Source organism: Streptomyces griseobrunneus, from assembly GCF_046713465.1.
In the GTDB taxonomy this organism is placed as follows: Bacteria; Actinomycetota; Actinomycetes; order Streptomycetales; family Streptomycetaceae; genus Streptomyces; species Streptomyces microflavus.
The window spans coordinates 4,678,297-4,701,954 of the sequence record NZ_CP177080.1; the positions used below are offsets into that span (position 1 = coordinate 4,678,297).

Consider the following 23,658-nt stretch of genomic DNA (forward strand, 5'->3'; position numbering starts at 1 on the left):
CGGTGTTACGTGTCCGGCTACGGGCGCCAGTAACCCAGCGCGTTCACCCGGTCCTTGGGCAGGCCCAGCTCCTTGCGGAGATACGCCGACAGGGCCCGGGTGGTCGCCGTGTCGCAGGCGACCCAGACGTACGCGTCCGAGTGGTCCTCGCCCAGCAGCGCGGGCAGGGCCGCCTTCACCTCGGCGACCAGGTGCGCACCGCCCTCGCGGCGCTCCACGTGGTGCAGGGTGTGGTGGGCCTCGTCGATGCGGAACGGCAGTTTCCGGTCGGCCTCGTCCGAGGACTCGAACCAGATGGTCGCCGGGGTCCGAGGGACCGCGTCCAGCAGCGAGTTGATCGCGGGGAGTGCGGCCGGGTCACCGATCACGAAGAGCCGCGAGGGCTCCGGGTCGGGCAGGTCGAAGCCGGTGCCCTGGAGCGTCGCGTCGATCGTGTCGCCGGCCTCGGCGGCCTTCGCCCAGTCGCAGGCGGGGCCCTCGTGGAGGGCGAATTCCAGACTGAAGGTCCCGGCCTCGGGGTCCGGGTCGACCAGGGTGTAGGCGCGCTGATGCGGTTTGCCGGCGCTCTCGAACCAGAGCCGCACCCACATCGTGGGGTGCGCCCCGCCGGTCGCGGCGAGCAGTCCGCCATCGGTCACATGCACCCGGCGGAACCGGTCGGTGACTTGCTCGGCGCCGGTCACGGTGAACGTGAAATCCCGCCCCCGGAACAGTTTGAGAACGACGCCTTCCCAGCCATGACCCACGGTGTCTCCCACCTTCCCCTGGTGCCCCGGCCCACTGCCCAAAGGGTCACTTTAGGTTAGGCTAACCTAAATTCCGGGGGCTGGGGAGTGGCTGAAAACCACCGGAAGCAGGGGATGGCAGAACGATGACCGCTGACATCGACAGCGAGAGACCGGACGAGAGACCGGACAGCAGGCAGGACGGCCGGCAGGACGGCCGACAGGACCACGGGCCGGGCACGCGTGATCATGGCGGCTTCGAGGTCTTCCGGGACGGCCGGGGGATACCCCACCTGAGGGCCGGCACCGCCCTCGGCCTGGCCCGCGCGCAGGGGCACAACGCCGCCCTGGACCGGGCCTGGCAGCTGGAGACCGAGCGCCACCGGGTGCTCGGGACGACCGCCGCGTACCTCGGTGCGGAGGCCGTCGACTGGGACCGGTTCGCCCGTCGGGCCCGGCTCGCCGACACCGCCCGCCACTGCTTCGACCGCCTCGCGCCGGAGACCGCCGCCTGGGTGGGCGCGTACGTCGACGGGGTCAACGAGGGCCTGGCCGAAGGGGCCTCCCGTGCACCGGAGTTCGCCGCCGCCGGGCTCGCGCCCGGCCGCTGGGAGCCCTGGACCCCGCTCGGTGTCTGGCTCTCCACCCACATCCTCTTCGCCGGGTTCCCCACCAAACTCTGGCGCGAAGAGGTCGCCCGCAGGCTCGGCGACGACCGCGCGGCCCTCTTCGCCACCGACGGCCCCGGCACCTCCGGCTCCAACGGCTGGCTCCTCACCGGCGACCGCACCACCACCGGCGCCCCGGTCGTCGCGGGCGACCCGCACCGCTTCATCGAGGACCCGGGCGTCTACCAGCAGATCCGGCTCGCCTGCCCCGAGTTCGACGTGGTGGGCCTCGCCGTCCCCGGCGTCCCGGGCATCGCCCACTTCGGGCACACGGGGGGCGTCGCCTGGGCGATCACCAACGCGATGGCCGACTACCAGGACCTCTACCGGGAGCAGGTGCGCCGCACGGCGGACGGCGGAGTGGAGGCGCTCGGGCCGGACGGCTGGTACCGGGTCCACGCCCACACCGAGACCGTCGAGGTCGCCGGGGGAGAGCCGGAGACGGTCGAGGTCGTGGAGACCGACCGGGGGCCGGTGATCATCGGGGACGTACACGGCGATCCGAAAACCGACGCGGCCCCCGACGCGCCCGTCATCAGCCTCCGCTACCCGCCCCGAGTCACCGGCGACCTCGGCTTCGACGTGCTGCCCGCGCTGCTCCGGGCCCGTACGGTCGCCGACCTCGACACCGCCCTGGACGGCTGGGCCGAACCCGTCAACGTGGTCCTGGCCGCCGACACCACCGGGGCCACCCTGCACCGGGTCGCCGGACATGTCCCCGTGCGCCCGTACGAGAACCGGCTGCGGGTCGTCCCCGCGCACGACCCCGCGTACGCCTGGCGCGAGGGCGGCGAGCCCCTGCCCCGTACCGAGGTCGACACCGCCACCGGCATCGCCGTGATGGCCAACGAGCGCGGCCTGGCCGCCCCCCTCGGCATCGAGTTCGCACCCCCGCACCGCGCCGACCGCATACGGGAGTTGCTCGGCACGGCCCCGGGCGCGGCAGCGAGCGGGACCACCGGCGTGCGGACGGTCACCGGCCCGCCCTGGTCGGCCGCGGACATGACCGCCGTCCACACCGACACCCGCCTGGCCTCCTCCCGCCAGCTCCTCTCCCTGCTCGCCTGGGCCCCGGACCTCAGCCCCGACGCCGAACGCCTGCGGGACCGGCTGCTGCGCTGGGACCGCCACATGGACGCGGACAGCACCGACGCGACCCTCTACGCCCGGCTGCGCGCGGACGTCGTCCACCGGCTGGCCGGCCATCCCGCCCTGCGCCCCGTCACGGGCGACGCCGACCCCTGGCGCTCGACCGCGTACCCGCCGCTCTTCCGACCCTGGCTCGCCGCCGTCCCCCGGATCGGCTACGCCCTGGAGAGCCTGCTCACCGTCGGACTCCTCCCGTGCGAGGACCGGCTGGCGATGGTCGCGGCCTCGGCCGAAGCGGTCGCCGCCACGCACGCGGAGGGGCCCGGCCCGAGCGCCTGGGGCGAGGTCCACCGGGTCTCCCCCTGGCAGGCGCTGCCGGACGCGACCCCCGAGGAGGTCTGGCCGGGGCTCGCGGGCGACCACGACTGCGTGCTCTCCACCTCCAGCGTCCCCGGGATCACCGACCTCTTCGCCCGGGGGCCCGCCGCCCGGTACGTCTGGGACCTGGCCCGCCGCGAGGACAGCCTCTGGGTGGTGCCGTTCGGCGCGTCCGGAGTGCCGGGCTCCGCCCACCACCGCGACCAGACGGAGCTTTGGGCGAGCGGCCGGCCGGCCCCGGTGGTCACCGACTGGAACCTGCTGCACCGCACGGAACACGTCACGGAACACGTCACGGAACACGTCACGGAACACCGCACCGAACTCCGAACCGAGGAGACCACCACCATGACCACGACCCCCGAGCCCACCGCGTCCACCGTCCCCGCCCTGCGCCCGGCCGTCCACGAGCAGAAGGTCGAGGGCTTCGGAGTCGTCCGCCTGGTCCCGGTCGTCCCGGCTGCCGATGCCGGTCTGCTGCACGCCTGGGTCACCGAGGAGCGCGCCCGCTTCTGGGGCATGGCCGACCACACCCGCGAACAGGTCCGGGAGATCTACGAGTTCGTCGACTCGCTCGCCACCCACCACGCCTACCTGGCGCTCCGCGACGGCGTCCCGGCCGCGCTCTTCCAGACGTATGAGCCGGACGCCGACCCGGTCGGCGAGCACTACGACGTGCAGCCCGGGGACCTGGGCATCCACCTGCTGATCGCGCCCGCCGAGGGAACGGTGAAGGGGTACACGGACGCCCTTCTCACCGCGTTCATCGGCTATGTCTTCAGCGACCCGGCCCACCTGCGGGTCGTCGTCGAGCCCGACGCCCGCAACGAGAAGGCGCTCGCCCGGATGGTCCGGGTCGGCTTCGAGCTGGGCCCGGAGATCGAGAAGCCGGAGAAGACGGCCCGGCTGGCGTTCCTGCCCCGGGCGGCGCTGGGCCTGGCCTGAGGCGTACGGCGGCGGGCTGCCGAGGCGTACGCCGGAGGCTTACTGAGGCGGACGGCGGCGGGCTACAGCGGGCTGGACCCGTCCGGGTTCAGCTCGCCGCCCGCCCGGAACAGCCGCCTGGCGACGGCGTGACCGCGCCCGGCGGCCATCCGGAACCACGGCTCCGCCGCCGCCAGGCCCTCCCGCTCCCGGAGCAGCCGCCCCAGCTCCCACATCGACTCCACGTCCCCGGCCTTCGCCGTCTGCCGCAGCATCCGCTCCGCCGCCTCCGGCCGCCCCTGGCTCCGCGCGTCCAGGGCGAGCGTGCGCAGCCCCCGTACCGCACGGGCGTCCCCGGCGGCAGCGGCGGCGGCCAGCACCTGCGGGTCCGGAGGGCGGCGGTAGCGCTGGGCGATCAGCAGCAGGATGCCGGCCAGCCACATGATCCAGCTCAGGCTGATCAGCGTGCCGCTGCCCAGGAACACCCCGGTCAGGCTCAGCGCACCGCCTGCGGGCAACAGGAAGAACCCCAGCCCCATTCCCATCACATGTCCCTTTCCCTCGCAGCCCTGCCGGATCGCCGGATCCCCGGGCTGTCGGATCGCCGGCCCATCGTGCCCCGATGCCTTCCCCCTTCCGCCTCCGCCCTACCGGGGAGGACCGGTGAGGAAGACCGGATTGGTGAGGGCGGCGAGGGCGCCGGGCAGCCCCGGCACGGTCGCCGGGTGGCGGACCTCGGCGCGTACGTAGGCGGAACGGGCCGGAGTCGTCCGCCACTCCACCACGCCCTTGCCGGAGGCGGGCAGCGGGGTGGTGACCAGGGTGCCCTGGTCGGTGACGAGGTGCGCGGTGAGGCCGGGGAGGCCGGAGACCTCCAGCGTCACGGTGACGGGGGCGTCCGCCGAGGCCGGGCGCAGCCGCTCGCCGATGCCCGCGTGGCGGCCGCGCCCGTCGGACGCGGTGAAGGAGAGGGTCACGTCGGAGGATTCGGCGAGGTAGGAGCGTCCGGCCCGGATCCCGGCGAGGATCGCGTCCCGGGACAGCTCGTCGGCGAGGACCACGGTCTGCGGGAGGCCGAGCCGGTCGGGTTCGCGGTGGGCGTCGCTGCCGCCGACGGCGGGCAGCCAGCCCTGTGCTCCCGGTCCCGGCTCCCGTACTGACCCCCGTACCGGCTCCCGTGCCGATCTCCATGCCGGCTCCCGGACGGAGGCGACGAGCGCGTTGTCCCACTCCGCGAGGGCGATCTCGTCGTCCGGGGTCCAGGGCCCGTTCCACACCTCGACCGCGTCCGCCTCGGCGAAGCCGAACTTCCAGTGGCAGCCGATGCAGGTGGCGTGCGGGTGGGCGGGCACGACGAGCCCTCCGGCCCGCCGCACCTGGTGCGCGTACCGGCCGAACCGCTGGTCGCGGGCCCGGTAGCGCCAGTCGACGAAGGTGCCCGGGTCGGTGCCGACGGCGAGCACGTGCCCGTTGCGGGTGGTGATCTCCTCGCCGGTGAGGATCAGCAGGTCGTCGCCCCAGAGCCCGCCCCAGGCCCCGTGCGCGGAGGTGGTGTTGTGCTCGCTGCTGTTGATGAAGTCGAGCCCGGCGGCCCGCGCGGCGGCGGCCACCTCGGCCGGGGTGCGCCGCCCGTCGGAGTGCACGGTGTGGATATGGCAGTCACCCCGGTACCAGGCACGGCCGCGTCCCCCGGCCCGCTGGGGCGGATGGACGGGCGCGGGGGTGCGGCCCGGCTCCCCGAACCGGAGGGTGACGGTCACCTCGTACGGGAGACCCCCGGGCGCCACGGTGTAGGGGGCCAGCACGATGTGCCAGGTCCCGGCCCGCAGGGGCCCGGCGAGATAGCCGGGGGTCGCCGTGTCACCCCGGAGGAAGAAGGAGGTACGCGCCCCGCCGGACCAGCCCCGGAAGCCGCGCCCGCCGAGTTCGGTGCCGCGCTCGTCGAAGAGGCCGATGTCGAGGGCGTTGCCCTGGATGCCGGGCGGGACGGGCGTCTTCTCGTACGCGTACGAGACGGAGAGCTCGCCGACCCCGCGCGGGACGTCGACGGGCAGGTAGACGTAGTCGGGCGATCCGGCGGGGAGTGTGCCGCGCACGGTACGGGTGTGGGTGGGGCCGTCCGGTCCGCCCCCCGGCCGTTCGGCCGCGTGGGCGAAGCTCACCCCGGCCAGTGTCAGGCCGGTGGTGGCGGTGGAGGCGAGCAGGCTGCGCCGGGCGATCGGTTCCGTCATGTGAGGGCTCCCTCGATCGGGTGCGGCTGATGGCTGCCACGGTCTCGGATTTCACCGACGTACGGCTTACGTTGGCGCTTCGTACGGACGACGTCCGGAAGGACGACGCGCGGGCCGGGCGGCTCCGGCTCCGGCTTCGGCTCCGTACGCACTGCCACTGACTACGTACCCACCGACCACGACCACGACGGAGGTGCTCTCGATGCGGATCGCCACAACGATCTTCCTCACCGATGAGACGGTGACACCCGTGAGACTGGCGCGCGAGCTGGAGCAGCGCGGGTTCGCCGGGCTCTACCTGCCCGAGCACACGCACATCCCGGTGAGTCGCCGCACCCCGTACCCGGCGGGCGGCGACCTGCCCCGCGAGTACGGCCGCACCCTGGACCCCTTCGTGGCGCTCGGCCAGGCGGCGGCCGTCACCGAACGGCTCACGCTCGGCACCGGCATCACGCTGGTCACCCAGCACGACCCCGTCGACCTGGCCAAGCAGGTGGCGACCCTCGACCACCTCTCCGGCGGCCGGTTCACGCTCGGCATCGGCTACGGCTGGAACGTGGAGGAGGCGGCCGACCACGGGGTCGAGTGGGCCACGCGCCGGGAGCTGTCGCGCGACCGGATGGCGCTGATGCGGGCGCTGTGGTCGGCGGAACCGACGGCTTACGAGGGGGAGTTCGGCTCGGTCCAGGCGAGCTTCGCGTACCCCAAGCCGGTGCAGGCGCCGCGCGGACCGGTCGTCGGCCCCCGCACGCTGATCGGCGGCGGGGCGGGCCCGAAGCTGTTCGCGGCGATCGCGGAGCACGCGGACGGCTGGCTGCCCATCGGCGGCCGGGGCCTCACGGAGTCCGTACCGAAGCTGCGGGCGGCCTGGGAGGAGGCCGGACGCGACCCGAAGGACCTCCAGGTGGTCCCGTACGCCGTCCTCCCGGACCCCGGCAAGCTCGCCCACTACGCGGACCTGGGCATCGAGGAGGTCGTACTCCAGCTGCCTCCGGCCGGTGAGCCGGAGGTGCTGCGGGTTCTGGACGGGTACGCGGCGTTCCTCTGAGGCCCGGCCGTGCGGGCTCCGTGCAACCAGGGGCGCCGACAAGGCATCCTTACCCCCGGGGGATCGCATACGTGGGCACGGCCCGCACGCCTGTCCGGGCGTGCGGGCCGCGGGCCCGCCCGGGTGGGGAGTGGAATGAACAGGCCGTTGCGGCACATAGCAATCTTCTGCGGGCTGCTGGTGCTGGCGCTGCTGCTGCGGGCGAACTGGCTGCAGCAGGTCGACCGCGTGGAGCTGTCCCAGCACGAGAAGAACGCCCGGGTGCGGTTCGAGCGGTTCGCCACCCCGCGCGGCGACATCATCGTCGGCGGCAAGGCGATCACCGGCTCGAAGGAGACCGGCAGCAGGGACTACACGTTCCGGCGGACCTTCAAGGACGGGCCGATGTACGCGCCCGTCACCGGTTACGCCTCCCAGGCCCAGGGCACCTCGCTGCTGGAGCGGACGTACGACAGCGTCCTCAGCGGCCAGGACGACCGCTTCGCCTTCCGGCACGCCAAGGACGTCCTCACCGGGCAGCCGAGGCGCGGCGGCAACGTGATCACCACGATCGACGCCAAGGCGCAGAAGGCCGGCTACAAGGGGCTGACCGACCTGGGCGCCCGGGGCGCGGTCGTCGCCCTGGACCCGCGCACCGGCAAGGTGCTGGCCCTGGTCTCGACGCCCTCGTACGACCCGGAGGTCTTCGCCGGGATCTCGTTCAAGGAGAGCGACCGCTTCAAGGCCCTCCTCGACGACAAGAGCAAGCCGCTGGCCAACCGCCCGCTGCGCGAGACGTTCCCGCCCGGCTCGACCTTCAAGATCCTCACGGCCGCGGCGGCGCTGGAGCACGGCGTGGTCTCGGACGTGGACGCCCCGACGAAGGCGGTGTCGCCGTATCCGCTGCCGCTCTCCAGGAACAAGATCGGCAGCGAGGCGGGGGACGCCGTCTGCAACAAGGCGTCGATGAAGACCGCCATGCAGTACTCCTGCAACAACGTCTTCCTCGACGCGGCCGCCGAGCTGGGCGAGGACCGGATGAGGGAGACGGCGGAGAAGTTCGGCTTCAACGAGGACGTGTACGCGGAGGAGTTCGGCGACCTGCTCGCCACGAAGAGCCTCTACCCGCCGAAGCTCGACAAGCCCGGCACGGCCCTCACCGGCATGGGCCAGGGCAGCCTGACGAGCACCCCGATGCAGATGGCGATGGTGACGGCGGCCCTCGCCAACGACGGCAAGCTGATGCAGCCGCACATCGTCGAGGAGCTGCGCGGTCCGGACCTGTCCACGCTGGAGACGAACGAACCGGCGGAGATGAGCCAGGCCGTCTCCCCCGAGACGGCGAAGAAGGTCCAGGAGATGATGGAGCACACCGCGAAGGAGGGCAGCGCGAAGCGCGCCCTGATCGACGGTGTGACGGTCGGCGGCAAGACGGGTACCGCCCAGCGCGGTGTGAACGTGCGCGACGAGGTCCCGTACGGCTGGTTCGTCAGCTACGGCAAGAAGGACGACGGGCGTTCGGTCGCCGTCGCCGTCTTCATCGACCCGACGGACATGGACATCTCCCGCTCGGACATCTCGGGCGGCCGCCTCGGTGCCCCGATCGCCAAGAAGGTGATGGAGGCGGTGCTGGGGGAGTAGGGGGCCGGTGCAGCGGGGATTCATCGGTGCATTGGCCTAGGCCAATGCGCTCCAGTCCCCGTACCCTCATCCGTAGCCAGTGGCACACGCCCCCACCCCGGTTGCATGCTGGCGCGGGCACCCCCACCGAACTCTGCCCCGAGCAGCCAGGGTGAACTCCCCCACTCGCCGCCTCCAGGAGGCCACGGTGAAAGTTCGTACCAGAAGCTCGGCGATCATCGGCGCTCTTTTCCTCGCAGCATCCCTGACCCTGACGGCGACGCTGACCACGGCATCGGCCGACGAGGCCCAGGCACAGGTCGTGCTCACGGAAGTGGCCCGCGCACAGGGCCCGTCGGCGGGCGCGGCCGGACCGGACGGCAAGGTCTGGATAGCCGAACGGGCCGGAACGGTAAGGGTCCTCGGCGACTACGGCCTCGGCGAACCGGTCCTCGACATCTCCGCCGAGACCACGACCGACGGCGAACGCGGCCTGCTGGGCGTGGCGTTCGACCCGGAGTTCGCGCACTTCTACATCTCGTACACGGACCTCGAAGGCACCAGCACCATCGACGAGTTCGCGGTGCAGGACGGCGAACTCCAGCCGGACACCCGGCGGACGGTCCTCACCCAGGAGCAGCCGTACCCGAACCACAACGGCGGCGACATCAAGTTCGGCCCCGACGGCTACCTCTACATCGCGTTCGGCGACGGCGGCTCGGGCGGCGACCCGCACGGCAACGGCCAGAACCTCGACACCCTGCTCGGCAAGCTGCTCCGCATCGACCCGAGCGGCGGGGACGGGACCGACGCCGCCCCGTACGCGATCCCGCCGGACAACCCGTTCGTGGCCGACGAGAACGCGAAGGACGAGATCTGGGCGTACGGGCTGCGCAACCCGTGGCGCTTCTCCTTCGACGCGGGGACGGGCGACCTGCTCATCGGGGACGTCGGCCAGAGCGAGTGGGAGGAGATCGACTGGGCCCCCGCGAGCAGTGAGGGCGGCGAGAACTACGGCTGGTCCTCGATGGAGGGCAACCACCCCTTCCGCGGCGGCACGGAGCCGGCGAACCATGTGCCCCCGGTCCACGAGTACGACCGCAGCGGCCTGGGCTGCTCGGTGACGGGCGGCTTCGTCTACCGGGGCGAGGCGATCACGGACCTGGCGGGGGCCTACGTCTTCAGCGACTACTGCGACGGCACGCTCCGCACGATCCGGATCGAGAACGGCGAGGTGACGGAGGAGGGCGACCTGGGGGTCCAGGGCGGCGAGGTGATCTCGTTCGTGGAGGCGGGTGACGGGGAGCTGTACGTGTTGGCGATAGGCGGCGCGGTCTCCCGCCTGGACCCGGCGTAAGACACCACCCCTGGGACCCACCCCCTCAGCCCGCCTTCGGCCCGCCCGGCACCCTTTCAGCCGGGCGGGCCCACTCCAGCCCGTCCGGCGTTCGAGGACGGAACCCTTGCTGGGGTGGGCCCGGCGCTCAGAGGCCCCTCAGGTACGAGACCCTCGCAGGACGCCCGACCCCCACCGCCCCGCTTCCGTCCTCGAACGCCGGACGGGCTGGGCGGGCCCCGCTCACGTCCTCCGAGTGCGGGCCCTCCTCGTCCCCCACCACCACCCCCACAAGCTCCGTCAACGCGTTGACCCGGAAGTCCGCCGTCCCCACCACATCCGGATGCTCCGCCCACCAGTGCCCGTAAGGCCCCCGCCGCAGATGCGCCGTCCGCAGCCCCGCCGCCGAGGCGGGGAAAAGGTCGTCCGCCGGGTGATCGCCCACGTACAGCGTCGCCTCCGGCTCCGCCCCCGACACCTCGGCCACCCGCGCGAAGAAGGCCGGGTCCGGCTTCCGTACGCCCCACTCGTCCGAGGTCACCACCAGATCCGCGGGCAGGTCCAGCGCCCGCAGCCGCTCCCCGGCCCGTACCGTCCCGTTCCCCGCCACGACGACCCGGATCCCCGCCGCCCGCAGTTCCGCCAGCGCCGGCCGCACGTCCGGGTAGAGGTCCGACTCGTCGAGGTGCTCCCCGCGCCCGGCGGCCGCCCGGGCGAGGTACGCCTCGTCGACGTCCATGCCGGGCCGCAGCACCCGCAGCGCGTCCGTGGCGTCGCGGCCCTGGGCGACGGCCGCGCCCACCAGGGCGCTGAGCGTGTGCGCGGGCACTCCGAGCCAGTTGGCCCAGGACGCCCAGTGGCGGTCGTCGCGTACGAGTGTTTCGCCGATGCCGAGGACGATCGTTTCCATCACCGTGCCGACACTAGGCGTGAGGACGCCGTGGCAGGGCTCTCATTCGGTGAGTCGGCCCGCACGAGTGAAGGGGGCCGCGGGCACAGGCCCCACCGGCACCCGGTCCGGCAATCCGATACGGAGGCCCTTGTCCGGCGCGCACGCCTCGCTCGTATGCTCGGTTCATGACCGATCCTCAGAGCGGACGCCCCACCTCCAACGCCATGCGGCGCGCACTCAAGCGTGCCCGTGACGGTGTCGCCCTCGATGTCACCGAGGCCGCCGTCCTGCTCCAGGCGCGCGGCGACGACCTGACGGATCTGGCGGCATCCGCCGCCCGCGTCCGGGACGCGGGCCTGGAGGCGGCGGGCCGGCCGGGCGTGATCACGTACTCGCGCAAGGTCTTCATCCCGCTCACCCGCCTCTGCCGTGACAAGTGCCACTACTGCACCTTCGTCACCGTCCCCGGCAAGCTCCGCCGGGCGGGCCACGGGATGTTCCTCTCGCCCGACGAGGTGCTGGCCATCGCCCGCGAGGGCGCGGCGATGGGCTGCAAGGAAGCGCTGTTCACCCTCGGCGACCGCCCCGAGGACCGCTGGCCCGAGGCGCGGGAGTGGCTGGAGGCGGAGGGGTACGACGACACCCTCGCGTACGTACGCGCGATGGCGATCCGGGTCCTGGAGGAGACGGGCCTGCTGCCCCACCTCAACCCGGGCGTCATGACCTGGACCGACCTCCAGCGCCTGAAGCCCGTGGCCCCCTCCATGGGGATGATGCTGGAGACGACGGCGACCCGCCTGTGGTCCGAGCCGGGCGGCCCGCACCACGGCTCCCCGGACAAGGAACCGGCGGTGCGGCTGCGCGTCCTGGAGGACGCGGGCCGTTCCAACGTGCCGTTCACCACCGGCATCCTGATCGGGATCGGCGAGTCGTACGAGGAGCGCGCCGACTCCCTCTTCGAGCTGCGCAAGACGGCCCGCGCCTACCACGGCATCCAGGAAGTCATCGTGCAGAACTTCCGCGCCAAGCCGGACACGGCGATGCGCGGGATGCCCGACGCGGAGCTGGAGGAGCTGGCCGCCGCCATCGCGGTGGCCCGGCACATCCTCGGCCCGTCCGCCCGCATCCAGGCCCCGCCGAACCTGGTGGACGCCGAGTACGCGCTGCTCATCGGCGCGGGCATCGACGACTGGGGCGGGGTCTCCCCGCTCACCCCCGACCACGTCAACCCCGAGCGCCCGTGGCCGCACATCGACGAACTGGCCGCGAAGACGGCCGAGTCGGGCTTCACGCTCCGTGAACGGCTCACCATCTACCCGGAGTTCATCCAGCGCGGGGAGCCGTGGCTCGACCCCCGCCTCCTCCCGCACGTCCGCGCCCTGGCCGACCCGGAGACGGGCCTCGCCCGCGAGGACGTGCTTCCCGCCGGCCTGCCCTGGCAGGAACCGGACGAGGGGTTCACCTCCTTTGGCCGCACCGACCTCCACACCACCATCGACACCCAGGGCCGCACCGGCGACCGCCGTGACGACTTCGACGAGGTGTACGGGGACTGGGAGGCGCTCCGCGAGGCGGCGGCCCCCGGCATGGTCCCGTCCCGTATCGACGCCGACGTACGCCAGGCCCTGAGCCAGGCCGCCGACGACCCGACGAAGCTCACCGACGACCAGGCCCTCGCCCTGCTCCACGCGGACGGCCCGGCGCTGGACGAGCTGTGCCGGATCGCGGACACCCTGCGCCGGGACGTGGTCGGCGACGACGTCACGTACATCGTCACGCGGAACATCAACTTCACCAACGTCTGCTACACCGGCTGCCGCTTCTGCGCCTTCGCCCAGCGCCGCACGGACGCCGACGCGTACACCCTCTCCCTGGACCAGGTCGCGGACCGGGCGGCGCAGGCGTGGGACGTCGGCGCGGTCGAGGTCTGCATGCAGGGCGGCATCCACCCGGACCTGCCCGGGACGGCGTACTTCGACATCGCGCGTGCGGTGAAGGAGCGCGTCCCCGGCATGCACGTGCACGCCTTCTCGCCCATGGAGGTCGTCAACGGGGCGACCCGCACCGGCATGTCGATCCGCGACTGGCTGACCACCGCCAAGGAGGCCGGGCTCGACTCGATCCCCGGTACGGCGGCGGAGATCCTGGACGACGAGGTCCGCTGGGTCCTCACCAAGGGCAAACTGCCCACGGCCACCTGGCTGGAGGTCATCAGGACCGCGCACGAGGTGGGCCTGCGCTCGTCCTCGACGATGATGTACGGACACGTGGACCAGCCCCGCCACTGGCTGGGCCACTTCCGTACGCTCTCCCAACTCCAGCAGGAGACAGGCGGGTTGACGGAGTTCGTCACCCTCCCCTTCATCCACACCAACGCCCCGGTCTATCTGGCCGGCATCGCCCGCCCGGGCCCGACGGACCGCGACAACAGGGCCGTCACCGCCATGGCGAGGCTCCTGCTCCACCCGCACATCACCAACATCCAGACGAGCTGGGTGAAGCTCGGCACGGAGGGCGCGGCGGAGATGCTCCGCTCGGGCGCGAACGACCTGGGCGGCACGCTGATGGAGGAGACCATCTCCCGTATGGCGGGGTCGAGTTACGGCTCGTACCGCTCCATCCAGGACCTGAAGGCCATCGCCGAGCTCGCCGGCCGCCCCTCCCGCCCGCGCACCACGCTGTACGGGGAGGTCCCGGCCGAACGGGTCGCGGCGGCCACGGCTTCGGACGGCCACCTGCCGGAACTGCTCCCGGTGCTGCCGAGCTGAGGGCGAGGGGTCCGGTTGCCGTGCCGGTCAGGGGGGGGGGAGCCGCCGCCGGGTCACACGGTCGCGGCCTCCTGCGGGGCCGGGCCGGGGGCGGCGGTGGGCAGGTCGTTCCCGGACCGGTTCTTCACGAGCTCGACGTTCTCGACGAAGAGCTGGAAGAGCAGCTGGCTCGCGCTGACCTCCCGGCCGTTCTTGCCGTTGGCGCCCTGCGCGATGCCCAGGCTGCAGGGCTCCTTGTCCTCGGCCTTCACACCGATGTACCCGCCCAGCGTGCCCTCGTTCGGGCTCGCGTTCATGAATTCCCCGCCGCCTGCGTTCGCCCTGCGGATCAGGTCGTTCTTGTAGCCCGGCCCGAGGGCCATGTGGTCCTGGTTGTAGAGGAGTTCGTGGGCGCCGGGCTTCAGCGTGAACTTCAACTGGACCGCGTAGGAGGCACTGTCGGTGTTGTAGTACCCGTCGGCCTGGCCCTGGTCGCCGAGGTGCGCTCCGATCGTCAGGCCCTTGTGGTTCTCCCTGAACCCTGCCGCTGAACGGCTCTCGGCGGCCAGGTACTCCGTCAGGGCCTGCCGGGCGTCCTCGTCGCCCCAGTAGGTCAGGGCGCTGTGGGCCTCCTCGAAGCTCATGGACCTGTACAGCTCCATCCTCCCCGAGTCCGGCCCCTTGTTCGCCAGGGCGGCCAGAAGGTCGGGGCCGACGGACTCGATGACCTCGTCCATCCGGCGCGGAGGCTTGCTGGCCTTGAACTTCTTCGCGTTCGCCTTGGACGTCCTCATCTGTGCGGCCCTGTCCTTCGCGGCGTCCTTGCCGGCGCCCCTCAGCCCCGCCTGCTCCTCCCAGTGCTCGACCGTCAGCAGGTCCTGGGGGCCGGCGACGCGCTGCACGGAGGGGCTGGGGCCGTGGCCGGGGGAGGGTGCCGCCTGGCGCTGCACCTCCGTGGCGGCGGTCTGCGGGCGGGCCGCCATGACCCGGCCGGCATTCGCCTCCGCTTCGCGCTCGAACCGGTCCGACGGGTCGGAGACCCTGAGCCCTGTTCCGTTGTCGGTGCCGGCGACGGGTCCCTGGCGTTGCTGGATGACGTGGGTGAGCTCGTGGGCGAGGGTGTGCTTGTCGTGGCCGCCGTCACCGATGACGACGTGGCTGCCGGAGGTGTAGGCGCGGGCGCCGACTTCGGCGGCGGAGGCCTTGGCGGCGCCGTCGCTGTGAATGCGGCGCCGGGCGGGGGTGCTTGGTGCTCACGCGATCGCCTTCCGATTCATCGGGGCAGACGACTCGCGCGGCTGCCCGGCCCCACCCCCGAGGGGCGGTCACCGTCGTGACCAGGGCCTCTGCAGTCGTATCAGCTACTTTCCCGGCGTGAAGCCAATGATCGTCCGCCGTGGCGAGCCGAGCCCTGCCGTGAACCCGGCGGCTTCCGCCGCCTGGTGACGGAGTGCTGGATGTCCCCGAACGTCTCCGGGGTGTCGCCATCCCGTCACGGAAATTTATGTCCGTGTACGGACAAGCGCGCCGGGGTTCCTGCAGACTGCGACAGGTGCCCCCACGCCGAGGCGGCCGGTCGTCGCTTCGGCCACGCCTCCACGAGGAGAGAAGCAGTATGCGCAAACCGCCCTCCCCGTCCCCCGCCTCCACCGGCCCCAGGCCGCCCGCCTCCGTCAAGGGCCGGGCCTCGCGCGTCGGCGCGGTCCTCGCCGCCGCGGCCCTGTTCGTCCTGATCCCCGCGTCCACGGCCCACGCCGACCCGCCGCGCAACCTCCCCCAGAACGCGGGCGGTTACGAGCAGGCGTTCTCGCCCGCCTTCGACTACGACGGTGACGGCTGCTACGCCACCCCCGCCATCGGCCCGGACGGAACCCTCGCGCCCGGCCTGAAGACGACCGGCGCGATCAACGGGAGCTGCCGGGACCGGTCGGACCTGGACAACTCCCAGACGTACGCCCGCTCCCTGTGCAACAACGGCTGGTGCGCCATCGTCTACGCGGGCTACTTCGAGAAGGACCAGGCCGTCCACGGCAGCGGCCTCGGCGGGCACCGCCACGACTTCGAGCACGTCGTCTCCTGGGTCAACCAGGGCTCCAACCAGGTGGATCACGTCTCCACCACCCAGCACAGCACGGTCAAGACCTACCCCCGCTCCCAGGTGCGCTTCGACGGCTCGCACCCCAAGATCGTCTACCACAAGGACGGCGCGAGCACGCACTTCTTCCGCCTCGCCAACGGCAACGACGAGCCGCCCGAGAACCACTACGGCAACTGGCGCTACCCCCCGATCGTCGACTGGAACGGCTTCCCCAGCACGGAGTTGCGCGACCGCCTGATGAACGCGGACTTCGGCGCCGCCACCATCAAGGTCACCGACAGGGACAACCGCTTCCGCAATCTCCTCAACAACTCCAAGCCCAGCGGCATCCCCTTCGATCCCTGGGCCTGACGGACGCGGCCAGGCCGGACGTGCATCTATTGACTTTCGATCGATGCCTATCGAAATTCAATAGATGCACAGTCTTCTGGTGGGCATCCTCCGTATCGGTATCGCCGCAGCGGTCCTCTTCGGCCTCTTCGCCCAGGCCGTCATCATCCCGACGACCGCGGCCGACGAGGTGGACCTCTTCGCTCCGTACGAGCCCTACGCCCTGCCCTACGTGATCGCGTCGATCCTCGGCGTCGCCTGCGTGCAGGCCGCCCTGGGCGCGATCTGGATGCTGCTCTCGATGGTCGAACGCGACGCCATCTTCACGCGCTCCGCCTTCCGCTGGGTCGACGCCGTCATCGGAGCGGCCGTCCTGGCGACCGTTATCGCCCTCGGGGCCGCGCTCCACCTGACCCTGGACGCCATCCGGTCCCCCGATGACGGCATGGACGTCGAGAGCGCGCTGTTCGCCGCCCTGGCGTGCGTGGCGGTGGGGACGGCGTTCTCCATGCTCATGGTCATCATGCGCACGCTGCTCGGCAAGGCGATGGACATGCAGACGGAACTCGCCGAGGTCATCTGATGCCGATCGTGGTCGAACTCGATGTCCTGCTCGCCGAACGCCACATGTCCGTAGGGGAGTTCGCGGCCGCCGTCGGCATCACCCCCGCCAACATCGCGGTCCTGAAGAACGGCCGCGCGAAGGCGGTGCGGTTCGCGACGCTGGAGGCGATCTGCCGCGTACTGGAGTGCCAACCGGGTGACGTGCTGCGGTACGTCCCCGACGAGTGACCGCCCACCGCCGCCCGCAACGGTGAACCCGGCAGCCGACAGGACGGGGCCGGCCGGATTCGAACCGGCGTCCTCCCACATGCGGTGAAGGCGCGACGACCACTGCGCTACGAGCCCCGTCCCGCTCGCGAGCATACGGTCACACTGCCCACCCCGGTACGCGATTTTCTGGCGGCCCTGCGGTGTGCGGCGGCCCCGAGGAACGAGGAGCGCGAGGCCCGGAGCCGCTCGTCGCGCACAGCCGGGCGGCCGCGGCTCCCGGAGACGGCGGCCCGCTGACAGACTGGGCCCATGCCACCGTCCAGCCCCCTCCGCCTCTCCCTCCAGCAGATCGTCGAAGGGCAGCGCCGCGCCGCGTTCGTCGGCCGGGAAGCCGAACTCGACCGGTTCCGGCGCAACTTCGCGACGCCGCCCGAGGACCCGGGCCACCGGTTCGTCTTCCATGTGCGGGGCAACGCGGGGGTCGGCAAGACCTCGCTCGTACGGGAATGGCATCAGACGGCCGAGGAGTTCGGGGCGCTCACCGCGTCGGTCGACGAGAGCGCCGACTCCGTGCCGGAGGTACTCGCCACCGTCGCCGCGCAGTTCGCCGGGCAGGGGCACCCGCTCAAGGCGCTGGACCGGCTGCTGGCCACGTACCGGCGCGCCCTCCACGACACGGCCGACCGGCTCGCGACGGACGACGAACCCTCGCCCGGGGCGCTCGCCGCCGCGCAGGCCGGGCTGATCGCGGCCGGGGCGATACCCGTCGTCGGAGCGCTGGCCGGGGGCATCGACCCGGCGGTCGTGGCGCGGGGCGCGGGCGGGCTGCGGGCGGTGTTCGGGGGGCGGGCCCGGCAGCAGGAGGAGGCGCGGCTGCTGGCGGAGCCGGTACGGGTGCTCACGCCGGTGTTCGTCACCGAGATCGACCGGGTCGCGGACGCGGTGCCCTGGGTCGCCCTGTTCCTGGACACCTACGAGCGCACCGCGCCCCTGCTGGACCGGTGGCTCGTGGACCTGCTGATCCGCGGCCGGTACGGGGAGCTGCCCGCCAACCTCGTCCTGACCCTGGCCGGTCAGCGCCGCCTCGATCCCGCGCACTGGGGCGACCGGGGCCGCCTGGTGGCCGACGTGCCGCTGGGGCCGTTCACCGAGGAGGAGGCGCGCCAACTCCTTACCGGACGCGGGGTGGTGGAGGAACCCGTCGTACGGGAGGTGCTGCGGCTCTCCGGCGGGCTGCCGGTCCTGGTGTCGACGCTCGCGGCGAACCCCGGGGCGGCCGGCGAGGCGAACGCGACCGCCGTCGAACGCTTCCTGGCCGGCGAGAGCGATCCGGCCCGCCGGGCGGCGGCTCTGGCGTGCGCGCTGCCGAGGCGGTTCGACGAGGACCTGGTGGCCGTCGCCGTACCGTCCTCCCTCCCCGGGCTCTACGACTGGCTGCACGAGCTGCCGTTCGTGGTCGAGCCGCACTCGGGCCGCTCCCGCTACCACGGTGTCGTAAGGGCCCCGATGCTCCGGCTCCAGCGCACCGGCTCCCCGCAGCGGTGGAGGGAGACGCACGACCGGCTGGCCGACGCCTTCGCCGAGCGGAGGGACGCGGCTGCTCACGGTGTCGACCCGGAACGCCTCTGGGCCGAGGAACCGTGGCGCCGGGCGGCCCTGGACGTGCTCTACCACCGGCTCTGCGCCCGCCCCCGCACCGCACTGCCCGACGCCCTGCGCGCCGGGATCGAGGTGTGCGGCCGGCAGCCGTCCGCCGCCCGCCACTGGGCCCGGACCCTGGTGGAGGCGGGCGAGGACGCCGACAGCGCCGTACTCCGCGACTGGGGCCGGGACCTCCTCACCGCCTGCACCGACCAGGGCCCCCGCCCCACGGCCGTACTCGGACTCCTCCTGACCCGCGCCGAGTTGACGGACACGGACAGGGCGGCCGCCCTCGCGGCGCGCGCCTGGGACCGCTTCCGGGCCCGGGAGTTCGACGCAGCCCTGTCCGACCACGGGCGGGCGATCGCGGTGGACCCGCGCAGCGAACGCGCCTACCAGGGCCGGGCGGTGGTGCTGCGGTCGCTGGGCCGCCACGAGGAGGCCCTCGCGGACCTGGACCGGGCCGAGGAGACCGCCCCCGCCTGGGCCTGGGCGGTGTACGAGCGGGGCGAGACGTACCGGCGGATGGGCCGGCTGGAGGAGGCCCTGACCGTCCTGGACCGGGCCCACGCCCTGGACCCGTCCGCCGCCGTCCCCCTGGGCAGCCGGGGCCTGGTCCGCCACCGCCTGGGCCGCCACGAGGAGGCGCTGGACGACTTCGACCGGGCGATCGCGCTGTGGCCGGAGTACGCGTGGGCGCTGGTACGTCGGGCCCGGGTCCGTACGGCTCTCGGCGACCCCGTGGGCGCCCTCGCCGACCTGGACCGGGCCGAGGAGCTGACCCCCGGGCTGGCGGGCACGGAGGGGGAGCGGGGCGAGGTGTACCGGGCGACGGCCCGCCACGAGGAGGCCGTCGCCTGCTACGGGCGGGCGCTGTCCCTGGACCCCGCCTACGCCTGGGCCCACGGCAGCAGGGCCCTCGCGCTGGAGGCCCTGGGGAGGCTCACGGAGGCCCGCGCGGACCTGGACCGGGCGCTGGAGCTGGACCCGGAGTACGGGTGGGCGCGGGCGCAGCGGGAGCGGATGGGGACGGCGGGGGACCGGCGGGGCGGGGAGGTGGGCGTAGGGGAGGGTTCGTAGGGGCGGGGAGGGGCTGTAGGGCCGACGCCCCTTCCGACCGGCCCAAAAACGACCTCAGGGACGTCCGTCGACATACCCGTACGTACTCCGGTCGCCCCCTCTACCGCCCGTTCCCGTTCGATTACAGTGCTTGCGCGGTCGCCCGCAAAGGCCCGCACAGGCGCACGCGGTGTCGGGAAGGGGGCGGGGTGAGCACAGGGACCAGGGCGGTCTGGGGACGGGCCGAGCAGCAGGACTTCCGCAGCCGGGTCCGCGGGGCCCTGCTCGGCGGGGCCATCGGGGACGCGCTCGGGGCCGGGGTCACGGGGCTCGCGCTGGAGGGGATCCGTGAGGCGCATGGGGCCGAAGGGGTCACCGACTACGTTCCCGCGCACGGCAGACGCGGGGCTGTCACCGCCCTCACCCAGCTCACCCTGTTCACCGTGGACGGGCTGATCCGCGCCCAGGTCCGCCGCGACACCGGTGCCTGGCACCCGCCCACCGATGTGCACCGGGCCCACCTGCGCTGGGCCGCCACCCAGCACGACTGGGGGCCCGACGAGCGGCGCAAGGACAACGGATGGCTGGCCGCCGAGGAGTGGCTCTACGCCCGCCGCGGGCCCACCCGGGAGTGCCTCGGCGGCTTCGGCGACAACGTCATGGGCACGCTGGAGCGGCCCAAGAACCCCACCGCCCGGGACGCGGGCGCGGTCACCCGGTCCGCGCCGTTCGGGCTGCTCGTGGGGTGGGAGCCGCAGCTCGTGCTCCAGCTGGCCGTCGAGTGCGCGGCCCAGTCCCACGGTCATCCCGCCGCCCAGCTGGCCGCCGGAGCCTTCGCCGTACTCGTGCACGGGCTGGCGCGCGGGGAGACCCTGGACGGTTCCGTTCAGCACGCCCTGACCCTCCTGGCCGGGCGGCCCGGCCACGAACCGGTGACCGAGGCCCTCCAGCAGGCCCTCGGGTCCGTGCGGCAGGGCATCCCGGGCCCGGCTCTCATCGAGGCGCTGGGCGCGAGCGACGCCGCCGAGGAGGTGCTCGCCGTCGCCGTGTACTGCGCCCTGGTCAGCGAGGACGTACGGCACGGGCTGCGGCTCGCGGTGAACCACGGCGGGCCGTCCCGTGCCACCGGATCCCTCTGCGGGGCGCTGCTCGGTGCCCTGCACGGCGAGACCGCGCTGCCGCCGGCCTGGCTCGCGGAGCTGGAGGGGCGCCCCACCCTCCTCGAACTGGCCGACGACTTCGCGATGGAGATGACCCAGGGCCCGGCCCTGCACAGCCCGACCGCCGCCGCCCCCGGCTGGCTGGCCCGCTACCCGCGCGGCTGAGCGGCCGGGCCTGCATACGGGGGTGGCTGAGCGGCTGCCCCGGGCGGGTGGCCGGGCGGCTGCCTACGGGCGTGGCTGAGCGGCCGGGCTCCCGCCTCCGTCCTGTGCGGGGATCGTGGCGGCCGCCGCCGTACCACCGCCGCCGTCCCCGCCCCCGTCCCCGTCTTCCGCGTTGATCTGTGCCAGCACCGCGTCGCGCTCCGGGGTGTCCTCCGGCTTCACGAAGCCGATCAGGACGTACAGCACGAGCGAGACGGCGAGCGGCACCGAGACCTGGTACTGGAGCGGGACCCCGCCCTCGACGGCCCAGTCGATCGGGTAGTTGACCAGCCAGAACGCCAGCAGGCCCATCCCCCAGCTGACCAGCGCCGCCGTCGGTCCCGACTTACGGAACGGGCGCAGCAGGCCCAGCATGAACGGGATCGCGATCGGCCCCATCAGGCCGGCGACCCACTTGATCACGACGGTGATGATGTCCTTGAACGTGGGGGAGTTGACCTGCGTCGCGATCGCCATCGACAGCGCGAGGAACGTCACCGTGGTCCAGCGCGCCGCGATCAGCCCGGCGCGGTCGCCCCAGCCGCGCGCCGCCTTCGAGAGCGTCGGGGCGATGTCCCGGGTGAAGACGGCGGCGATGGCGTTGGCGTCCGAGGAGCACATGGCCATCGTGTGGGAGAAGAACCCGACGACGACCAGCCCCAACAGGCCGTGCGGCAGAAGCTGTTCGGTCATCAGGGCGTAGCTGTCGGAGGCGTCCGGCTTCTGCGCCTCGACCAGCAGCGGGGCGCACCACATCGGGAAGAACAGCACCAGCGGCCAGACGAACCACAGGATCGCCGACAGCCTCGCCGAACGGGTCGCGGAGGCGGCGGAGTCGGTCGCCATGTACCGCTGGGCCTGGTTCCACATGCCGCCGTTGTACTCGAAGGTCTTGATGAACAGGAACGCCAGCAGGAACGTCACCGTGTAGGGCCCGGCGGTCGGATCCGCGTGCCCGTCCGGAAGCTTGTCCCAGACCGTCCACAGGGTGGAGAAGCCGTCCAGCTTGCTCATCACGGCGAGCAGCATCGCCAGCCCGGCGAACAACTGGATGATGAACTGGCCCAGTTCGGTGAGCGCGTCCGCCCACAGCCCGCCGACCGTGCAGTAGATCCCCGTGATCACGCCGGTGATGAGGATGCCCTGGGAGATCGACAGGCCGGTGAAGACCGACAACAGGGTGGCGATCGCCGCCCACTTGGCGCCGACGTCCACGATCTTCAGCAGCAGCCCCGACCAGGCGAGCGCCTGCTGGGTCTGGATGTTGTAGCGGTTCTTGAGGTACTCCAGCGGCGAGGCGACATGGAGCCGCGAGCGCAGCCGGTTCAGCCGCGGGGCGAAGAGCTTCGCCCCGATGAAGATGCCGATGGCGATCGGCAGCGACCAGGTCACGAAGGACGTGACCCCGTACTGGTACGCGATCCCGGCGTAGCCGGTGAACATCACCGCGCTGTAGCCGGACATGTGGTGCGAGATCCCGGACAGCCACCACGGCATCTTGCCGCCGGCCGTGAAGAAGTCGCTGACGTTGTCCACGCGTTTGTGCGACCAGAGTCCGATCGCGACCATCACGCCGAAGTAGCCGATGAGTACAGCCCAGTCGAGACTGTTCATGTCCCCCTCCAGGGGTCCGCCTTGTGAACGGGTGCGCACTTCGTCGGTACGGCCGTTCAGCGGCGTCCCCGTGCGGGAGTCGTTCGGGAGCGGGGACTTCGGGGATTGAACCCTCTGTTCGGCCTCGCGGTCAAGAAGGCCGTGAGGTCATATATATGAACACCGATCACCAAGGCGAACGATTTTGCTTGTTCTTGACCTTGTGAGGCGTTGTCGCGCACATGGCGGCGGCCACACGATGGGCGGGCACTTCGTCGGGCCACGCGCGCGAAGGCCGCACGGGATGCGGGTCCCGTGCGGCCGAGAGTCGAGAGGAGGGGGTGCGTCAGTACGTTGGTACGTCAGCGCATCAGCGCATCAGCTCACCGGCGTTGACCAGCAGCGACTGGCCGGTGATCGCTCGCGCCCGGTCGGAGGCCAGGAATGCGACGGCCTCCGCCACATCCCCGTCCGTGGCCAGCTCCGGCAGTGCCATCCGCTCGGTGAGCCGGGCCAGCACCTCGGACTCCGGTACGCCCTCGGAGCCGGCGGTGAACTGGACGTACGCCTGCACCGGCGGCCCCCACATCCAGCCCGGCAGCACGGTGTTGACCCGGATCCGGTGCGGCCCCAACTCGCGCGCCAGGGAGTACATCGCGGAGGTCAGCGCCCCCTTCGACGCCGCGTACGCCGCCTGCCACACCTGGGAGGGCGCGGCCACCGCGGACTGCGTGCCGATCACCACCACCGAGCCGCCGCGCTCCTTGAGGGCGGGCAGGCAGGCCCGGGTCATCCGCAGCGTCCCCAGGAGGTTCACATCGATGACCGACTGCCAGGTGGTGAAGTCCGCGTCCTCCAGCCCGCCGAAGTAGCTGTCCCGGGCGGCCACATGCACCACCGCGTCGACCCCGCCGAACCGCTCGACCGCCAGGGCGGCCAGCGCCTCGCACTGCGCCTCGTCGGTGATGTCGGTCGGCAGATGGGCGGTGCGGCTGCCCTCGGGGTCGATCTCCGCCGCACTCTTCGCCAGGTTCGCGGCTGTGCGCGCACCGAGCACCGCGCGCCCTCCGTCCCGTACGACGGTCTCCGCGACCCGGTGCCCCAGCCCCGCGCCGACGCCCGACACGATGACGGTCTTCCCCGCGAGCAACATCGGTGCCTC

General features: G+C 72.6%; 17 protein-coding genes, 1 tRNA gene and 1 pseudogene. 10 read left to right on the forward strand and 9 right to left on the reverse strand.

Annotated elements, in window-relative coordinates:
* Positions 1-17 precede the first annotated feature (17 nt).
* Positions 18-746 (reverse strand): siderophore-interacting protein, encoded by a 729-nt coding sequence (locus ACK8N7_RS21335; protein ID WP_403212728.1) that lies wholly within the window; start codon positions 744-746, stop codon positions 18-20.
* A 125-nt stretch (positions 747-871) separates the two neighbouring features.
* Here ACK8N7_RS21335 and ACK8N7_RS21340 point away from each other — a divergent pair, with 125 nt between their 5' ends.
* On the forward strand, positions 872-3,805 hold the full coding sequence (locus ACK8N7_RS21340; RefSeq protein ID WP_500443711.1) for a GNAT family N-acetyltransferase: 2,934 nt from the start codon (positions 872-874) through the stop codon (positions 3,803-3,805).
* Between the two features lie 62 nt (positions 3,806-3,867).
* On the opposite strand, the gene ACK8N7_RS21345 is transcribed toward ACK8N7_RS21340, so the two are convergent.
* Positions 3,868-4,323: a sel1 repeat family protein gene (locus ACK8N7_RS21345; RefSeq protein ID WP_500445809.1), complete on the reverse strand. Its 456-nt coding sequence runs from the start codon at positions 4,321-4,323 to the stop codon at positions 3,868-3,870.
* A 108-nt stretch (positions 4,324-4,431) separates the two neighbouring features.
* The gene (locus ACK8N7_RS21350) at positions 4,432-6,015 is read right to left on the reverse strand and encodes a CehA/McbA family metallohydrolase (protein ID WP_500443713.1); all 1,584 of its coding nucleotides are present in this window, start codon (positions 6,013-6,015) and stop codon (positions 4,432-4,434) included.
* Positions 6,016-6,217: 202 nt separating this feature from the next.
* Between ACK8N7_RS21350 and ACK8N7_RS21355 the strand changes: the two genes are divergently transcribed.
* The 3 genes from ACK8N7_RS21355 to ACK8N7_RS21365 all read left to right on the forward strand — a co-directional run bounded on the left by ACK8N7_RS21355 (position 6,218) and on the right by ACK8N7_RS21365 (position 10,019).
* Entirely contained in the window at positions 6,218-7,063 is an 846-nt protein-coding gene (locus ACK8N7_RS21355) for an LLM class F420-dependent oxidoreductase (protein ID WP_032758146.1), read from the forward strand.
* A 135-nt stretch (positions 7,064-7,198) separates the two neighbouring features.
* The gene (locus tag ACK8N7_RS21360; protein ID WP_403212720.1) at positions 7,199-8,683 is read left to right on the forward strand and encodes a peptidoglycan D,D-transpeptidase FtsI family protein; all 1,485 of its coding nucleotides are present in this window, start codon (positions 7,199-7,201) and stop codon (positions 8,681-8,683) included.
* Between the two features lie 187 nt (positions 8,684-8,870).
* Entirely contained in the window at positions 8,871-10,019 is a 1,149-nt protein-coding gene (locus ACK8N7_RS21365; RefSeq protein WP_403212718.1) for a PQQ-dependent sugar dehydrogenase, read from the forward strand.
* Positions 10,020-10,146: 127 nt separating this feature from the next.
* Here the strand turns inward: ACK8N7_RS21365 and ACK8N7_RS21370 are convergent, their stop codons facing one another.
* On the reverse strand, positions 10,147-10,908 hold the full coding sequence (locus tag ACK8N7_RS21370; protein WP_500445811.1) for an HAD family hydrolase: 762 nt from the start codon (positions 10,906-10,908) through the stop codon (positions 10,147-10,149).
* Positions 10,909-11,075: 167 nt separating this feature from the next.
* On the opposite strand from ACK8N7_RS21370, the gene ACK8N7_RS21375 reads away from it, so the two are divergent.
* Complete coding sequence (locus tag ACK8N7_RS21375; protein WP_500443716.1) at positions 11,076-13,658, forward strand: bifunctional FO biosynthesis protein CofGH; 2,583 nt, start codon at positions 11,076-11,078, stop codon at positions 13,656-13,658.
* 53 nt (positions 13,659-13,711) lie between these two features.
* Here ACK8N7_RS21375 and ACK8N7_RS21380 read toward each other — a convergent pair whose 3' ends face one another.
* A complete protein-coding gene (locus tag ACK8N7_RS21380; RefSeq protein ID WP_500443718.1) occupies positions 13,712-14,620 on the reverse strand; it encodes a hypothetical protein in 909 nt (302 codons plus the stop codon).
* 153 nt (positions 14,621-14,773) lie between these two features.
* Positions 14,774-14,863: pseudogene (locus ACK8N7_RS21385) on the reverse strand (eCIS core domain-containing protein); the annotation flags it as partial.
* A gap of 389 nt (positions 14,864-15,252) precedes the next feature.
* On the opposite strand from ACK8N7_RS21385, the gene ACK8N7_RS21390 reads away from it, so the two are divergent.
* The 3 genes from ACK8N7_RS21390 (at position 15,253) to ACK8N7_RS21400 (ending at position 16,857) form a co-directional block, all read left to right on the forward strand.
* Complete coding sequence (locus ACK8N7_RS21390) at positions 15,253-16,086, forward strand: NPP1 family protein (protein WP_500443720.1); 834 nt, start codon at positions 15,253-15,255, stop codon at positions 16,084-16,086.
* Between the two features lie 64 nt (positions 16,087-16,150).
* Positions 16,151-16,648, forward strand: a complete 498-nt coding sequence (locus ACK8N7_RS21395; protein WP_500443722.1) for a DUF2975 domain-containing protein — start codon at positions 16,151-16,153, stop codon at positions 16,646-16,648.
* Entirely contained in the window at positions 16,648-16,857 is a 210-nt protein-coding gene (locus ACK8N7_RS21400) for a helix-turn-helix domain-containing protein (RefSeq protein WP_350683752.1), read from the forward strand. Before ACK8N7_RS21395 ends, ACK8N7_RS21400 begins: the two co-directional genes overlap by 1 nt.
* Before the next feature lie 44 nt (positions 16,858-16,901).
* Here the strand turns inward: ACK8N7_RS21400 and ACK8N7_RS21405 are convergent.
* Positions 16,902-16,975 (reverse strand) — tRNA-Ala (locus ACK8N7_RS21405).
* Positions 16,976-17,148: 173 nt separating this feature from the next.
* On the opposite strand from ACK8N7_RS21405, the gene ACK8N7_RS21410 reads away from it, so the two are divergent.
* Positions 17,149-19,560, forward strand: coding sequence for a tetratricopeptide repeat protein (locus ACK8N7_RS21410; RefSeq protein ID WP_500443724.1), 2,412 nt, complete (start codon positions 17,149-17,151; stop codon positions 19,558-19,560).
* Between the two features lie 188 nt (positions 19,561-19,748).
* Positions 19,749-20,864 carry an ADP-ribosylglycohydrolase family protein gene (locus tag ACK8N7_RS21415; RefSeq protein ID WP_500443726.1) on the forward strand — a complete coding sequence of 372 codons (1,116 nt, stop codon included), beginning with the start codon at positions 19,749-19,751 and terminating at the stop codon, positions 20,862-20,864.
* A gap of 63 nt (positions 20,865-20,927) precedes the next feature.
* On the opposite strand, the gene ACK8N7_RS21420 is transcribed toward ACK8N7_RS21415, so the two are convergent.
* Both ACK8N7_RS21420 and ACK8N7_RS21425 read right to left on the reverse strand, forming a co-directional pair.
* The gene (locus ACK8N7_RS21420; RefSeq protein WP_500443728.1) at positions 20,928-22,517 is read right to left on the reverse strand and encodes a sodium:solute symporter family protein; all 1,590 of its coding nucleotides are present in this window, start codon (positions 22,515-22,517) and stop codon (positions 20,928-20,930) included.
* Between the two features lie 349 nt (positions 22,518-22,866).
* Entirely contained in the window at positions 22,867-23,649 is a 783-nt protein-coding gene (locus ACK8N7_RS21425) for an SDR family oxidoreductase (RefSeq protein ID WP_500443730.1), read from the reverse strand.
* Positions 23,650-23,658: the final 9 nt, after the last annotated feature.

Coding starts and splice junctions, on each gene's coding strand:
- ACK8N7_RS21375 (WP_500443716.1), top strand. CDS start 11,076: ATGACCGATCCTCAGAGCGGACGCCCCACCTCCAACGCCATGCGGCGC.
- ACK8N7_RS21400 (WP_350683752.1), top strand. CDS start 16,648: ATGCCGATCGTGGTCGAACTCGATGTCCTGCTCGCCGAACGCCACATG.
- ACK8N7_RS21350 (WP_500443713.1), bottom strand. CDS start 6,015: ATGACGGAACCGATCGCCCGGCGCAGCCTGCTCGCCTCCACCGCCACC.
- ACK8N7_RS21425 (WP_500443730.1), bottom strand. CDS start 23,649: ATGTTGCTCGCGGGGAAGACCGTCATCGTGTCGGGCGTCGGCGCGGGG.
- ACK8N7_RS21390 (WP_500443720.1), top strand. CDS start 15,253: ATGCGCAAACCGCCCTCCCCGTCCCCCGCCTCCACCGGCCCCAGGCCG.
- ACK8N7_RS21395 (WP_500443722.1), top strand. CDS start 16,151: ATGCACAGTCTTCTGGTGGGCATCCTCCGTATCGGTATCGCCGCAGCG.
- ACK8N7_RS21345 (WP_500445809.1), bottom strand. CDS start 4,323: ATGGGGCTGGGGTTCTTCCTGTTGCCCGCAGGCGGTGCGCTGAGCCTG.
- ACK8N7_RS21355 (WP_032758146.1), top strand. CDS start 6,218: ATGCGGATCGCCACAACGATCTTCCTCACCGATGAGACGGTGACACCC.
- ACK8N7_RS21360 (WP_403212720.1), top strand. CDS start 7,199: ATGAACAGGCCGTTGCGGCACATAGCAATCTTCTGCGGGCTGCTGGTG.
- ACK8N7_RS21380 (WP_500443718.1), bottom strand. CDS start 14,620: ATGGCGGCCCGCCCGCAGACCGCCGCCACGGAGGTGCAGCGCCAGGCG.
- ACK8N7_RS21370 (WP_500445811.1), bottom strand. CDS start 10,908: ATGGAAACGATCGTCCTCGGCATCGGCGAAACACTCGTACGCGACGAC.
- ACK8N7_RS21420 (WP_500443728.1), bottom strand. CDS start 22,517: ATGAACAGTCTCGACTGGGCTGTACTCATCGGCTACTTCGGCGTGATG.
- ACK8N7_RS21340 (WP_500443711.1), top strand. CDS start 872: ATGACCGCTGACATCGACAGCGAGAGACCGGACGAGAGACCGGACAGC.
- ACK8N7_RS21410 (WP_500443724.1), top strand. CDS start 17,149: ATGCCACCGTCCAGCCCCCTCCGCCTCTCCCTCCAGCAGATCGTCGAA.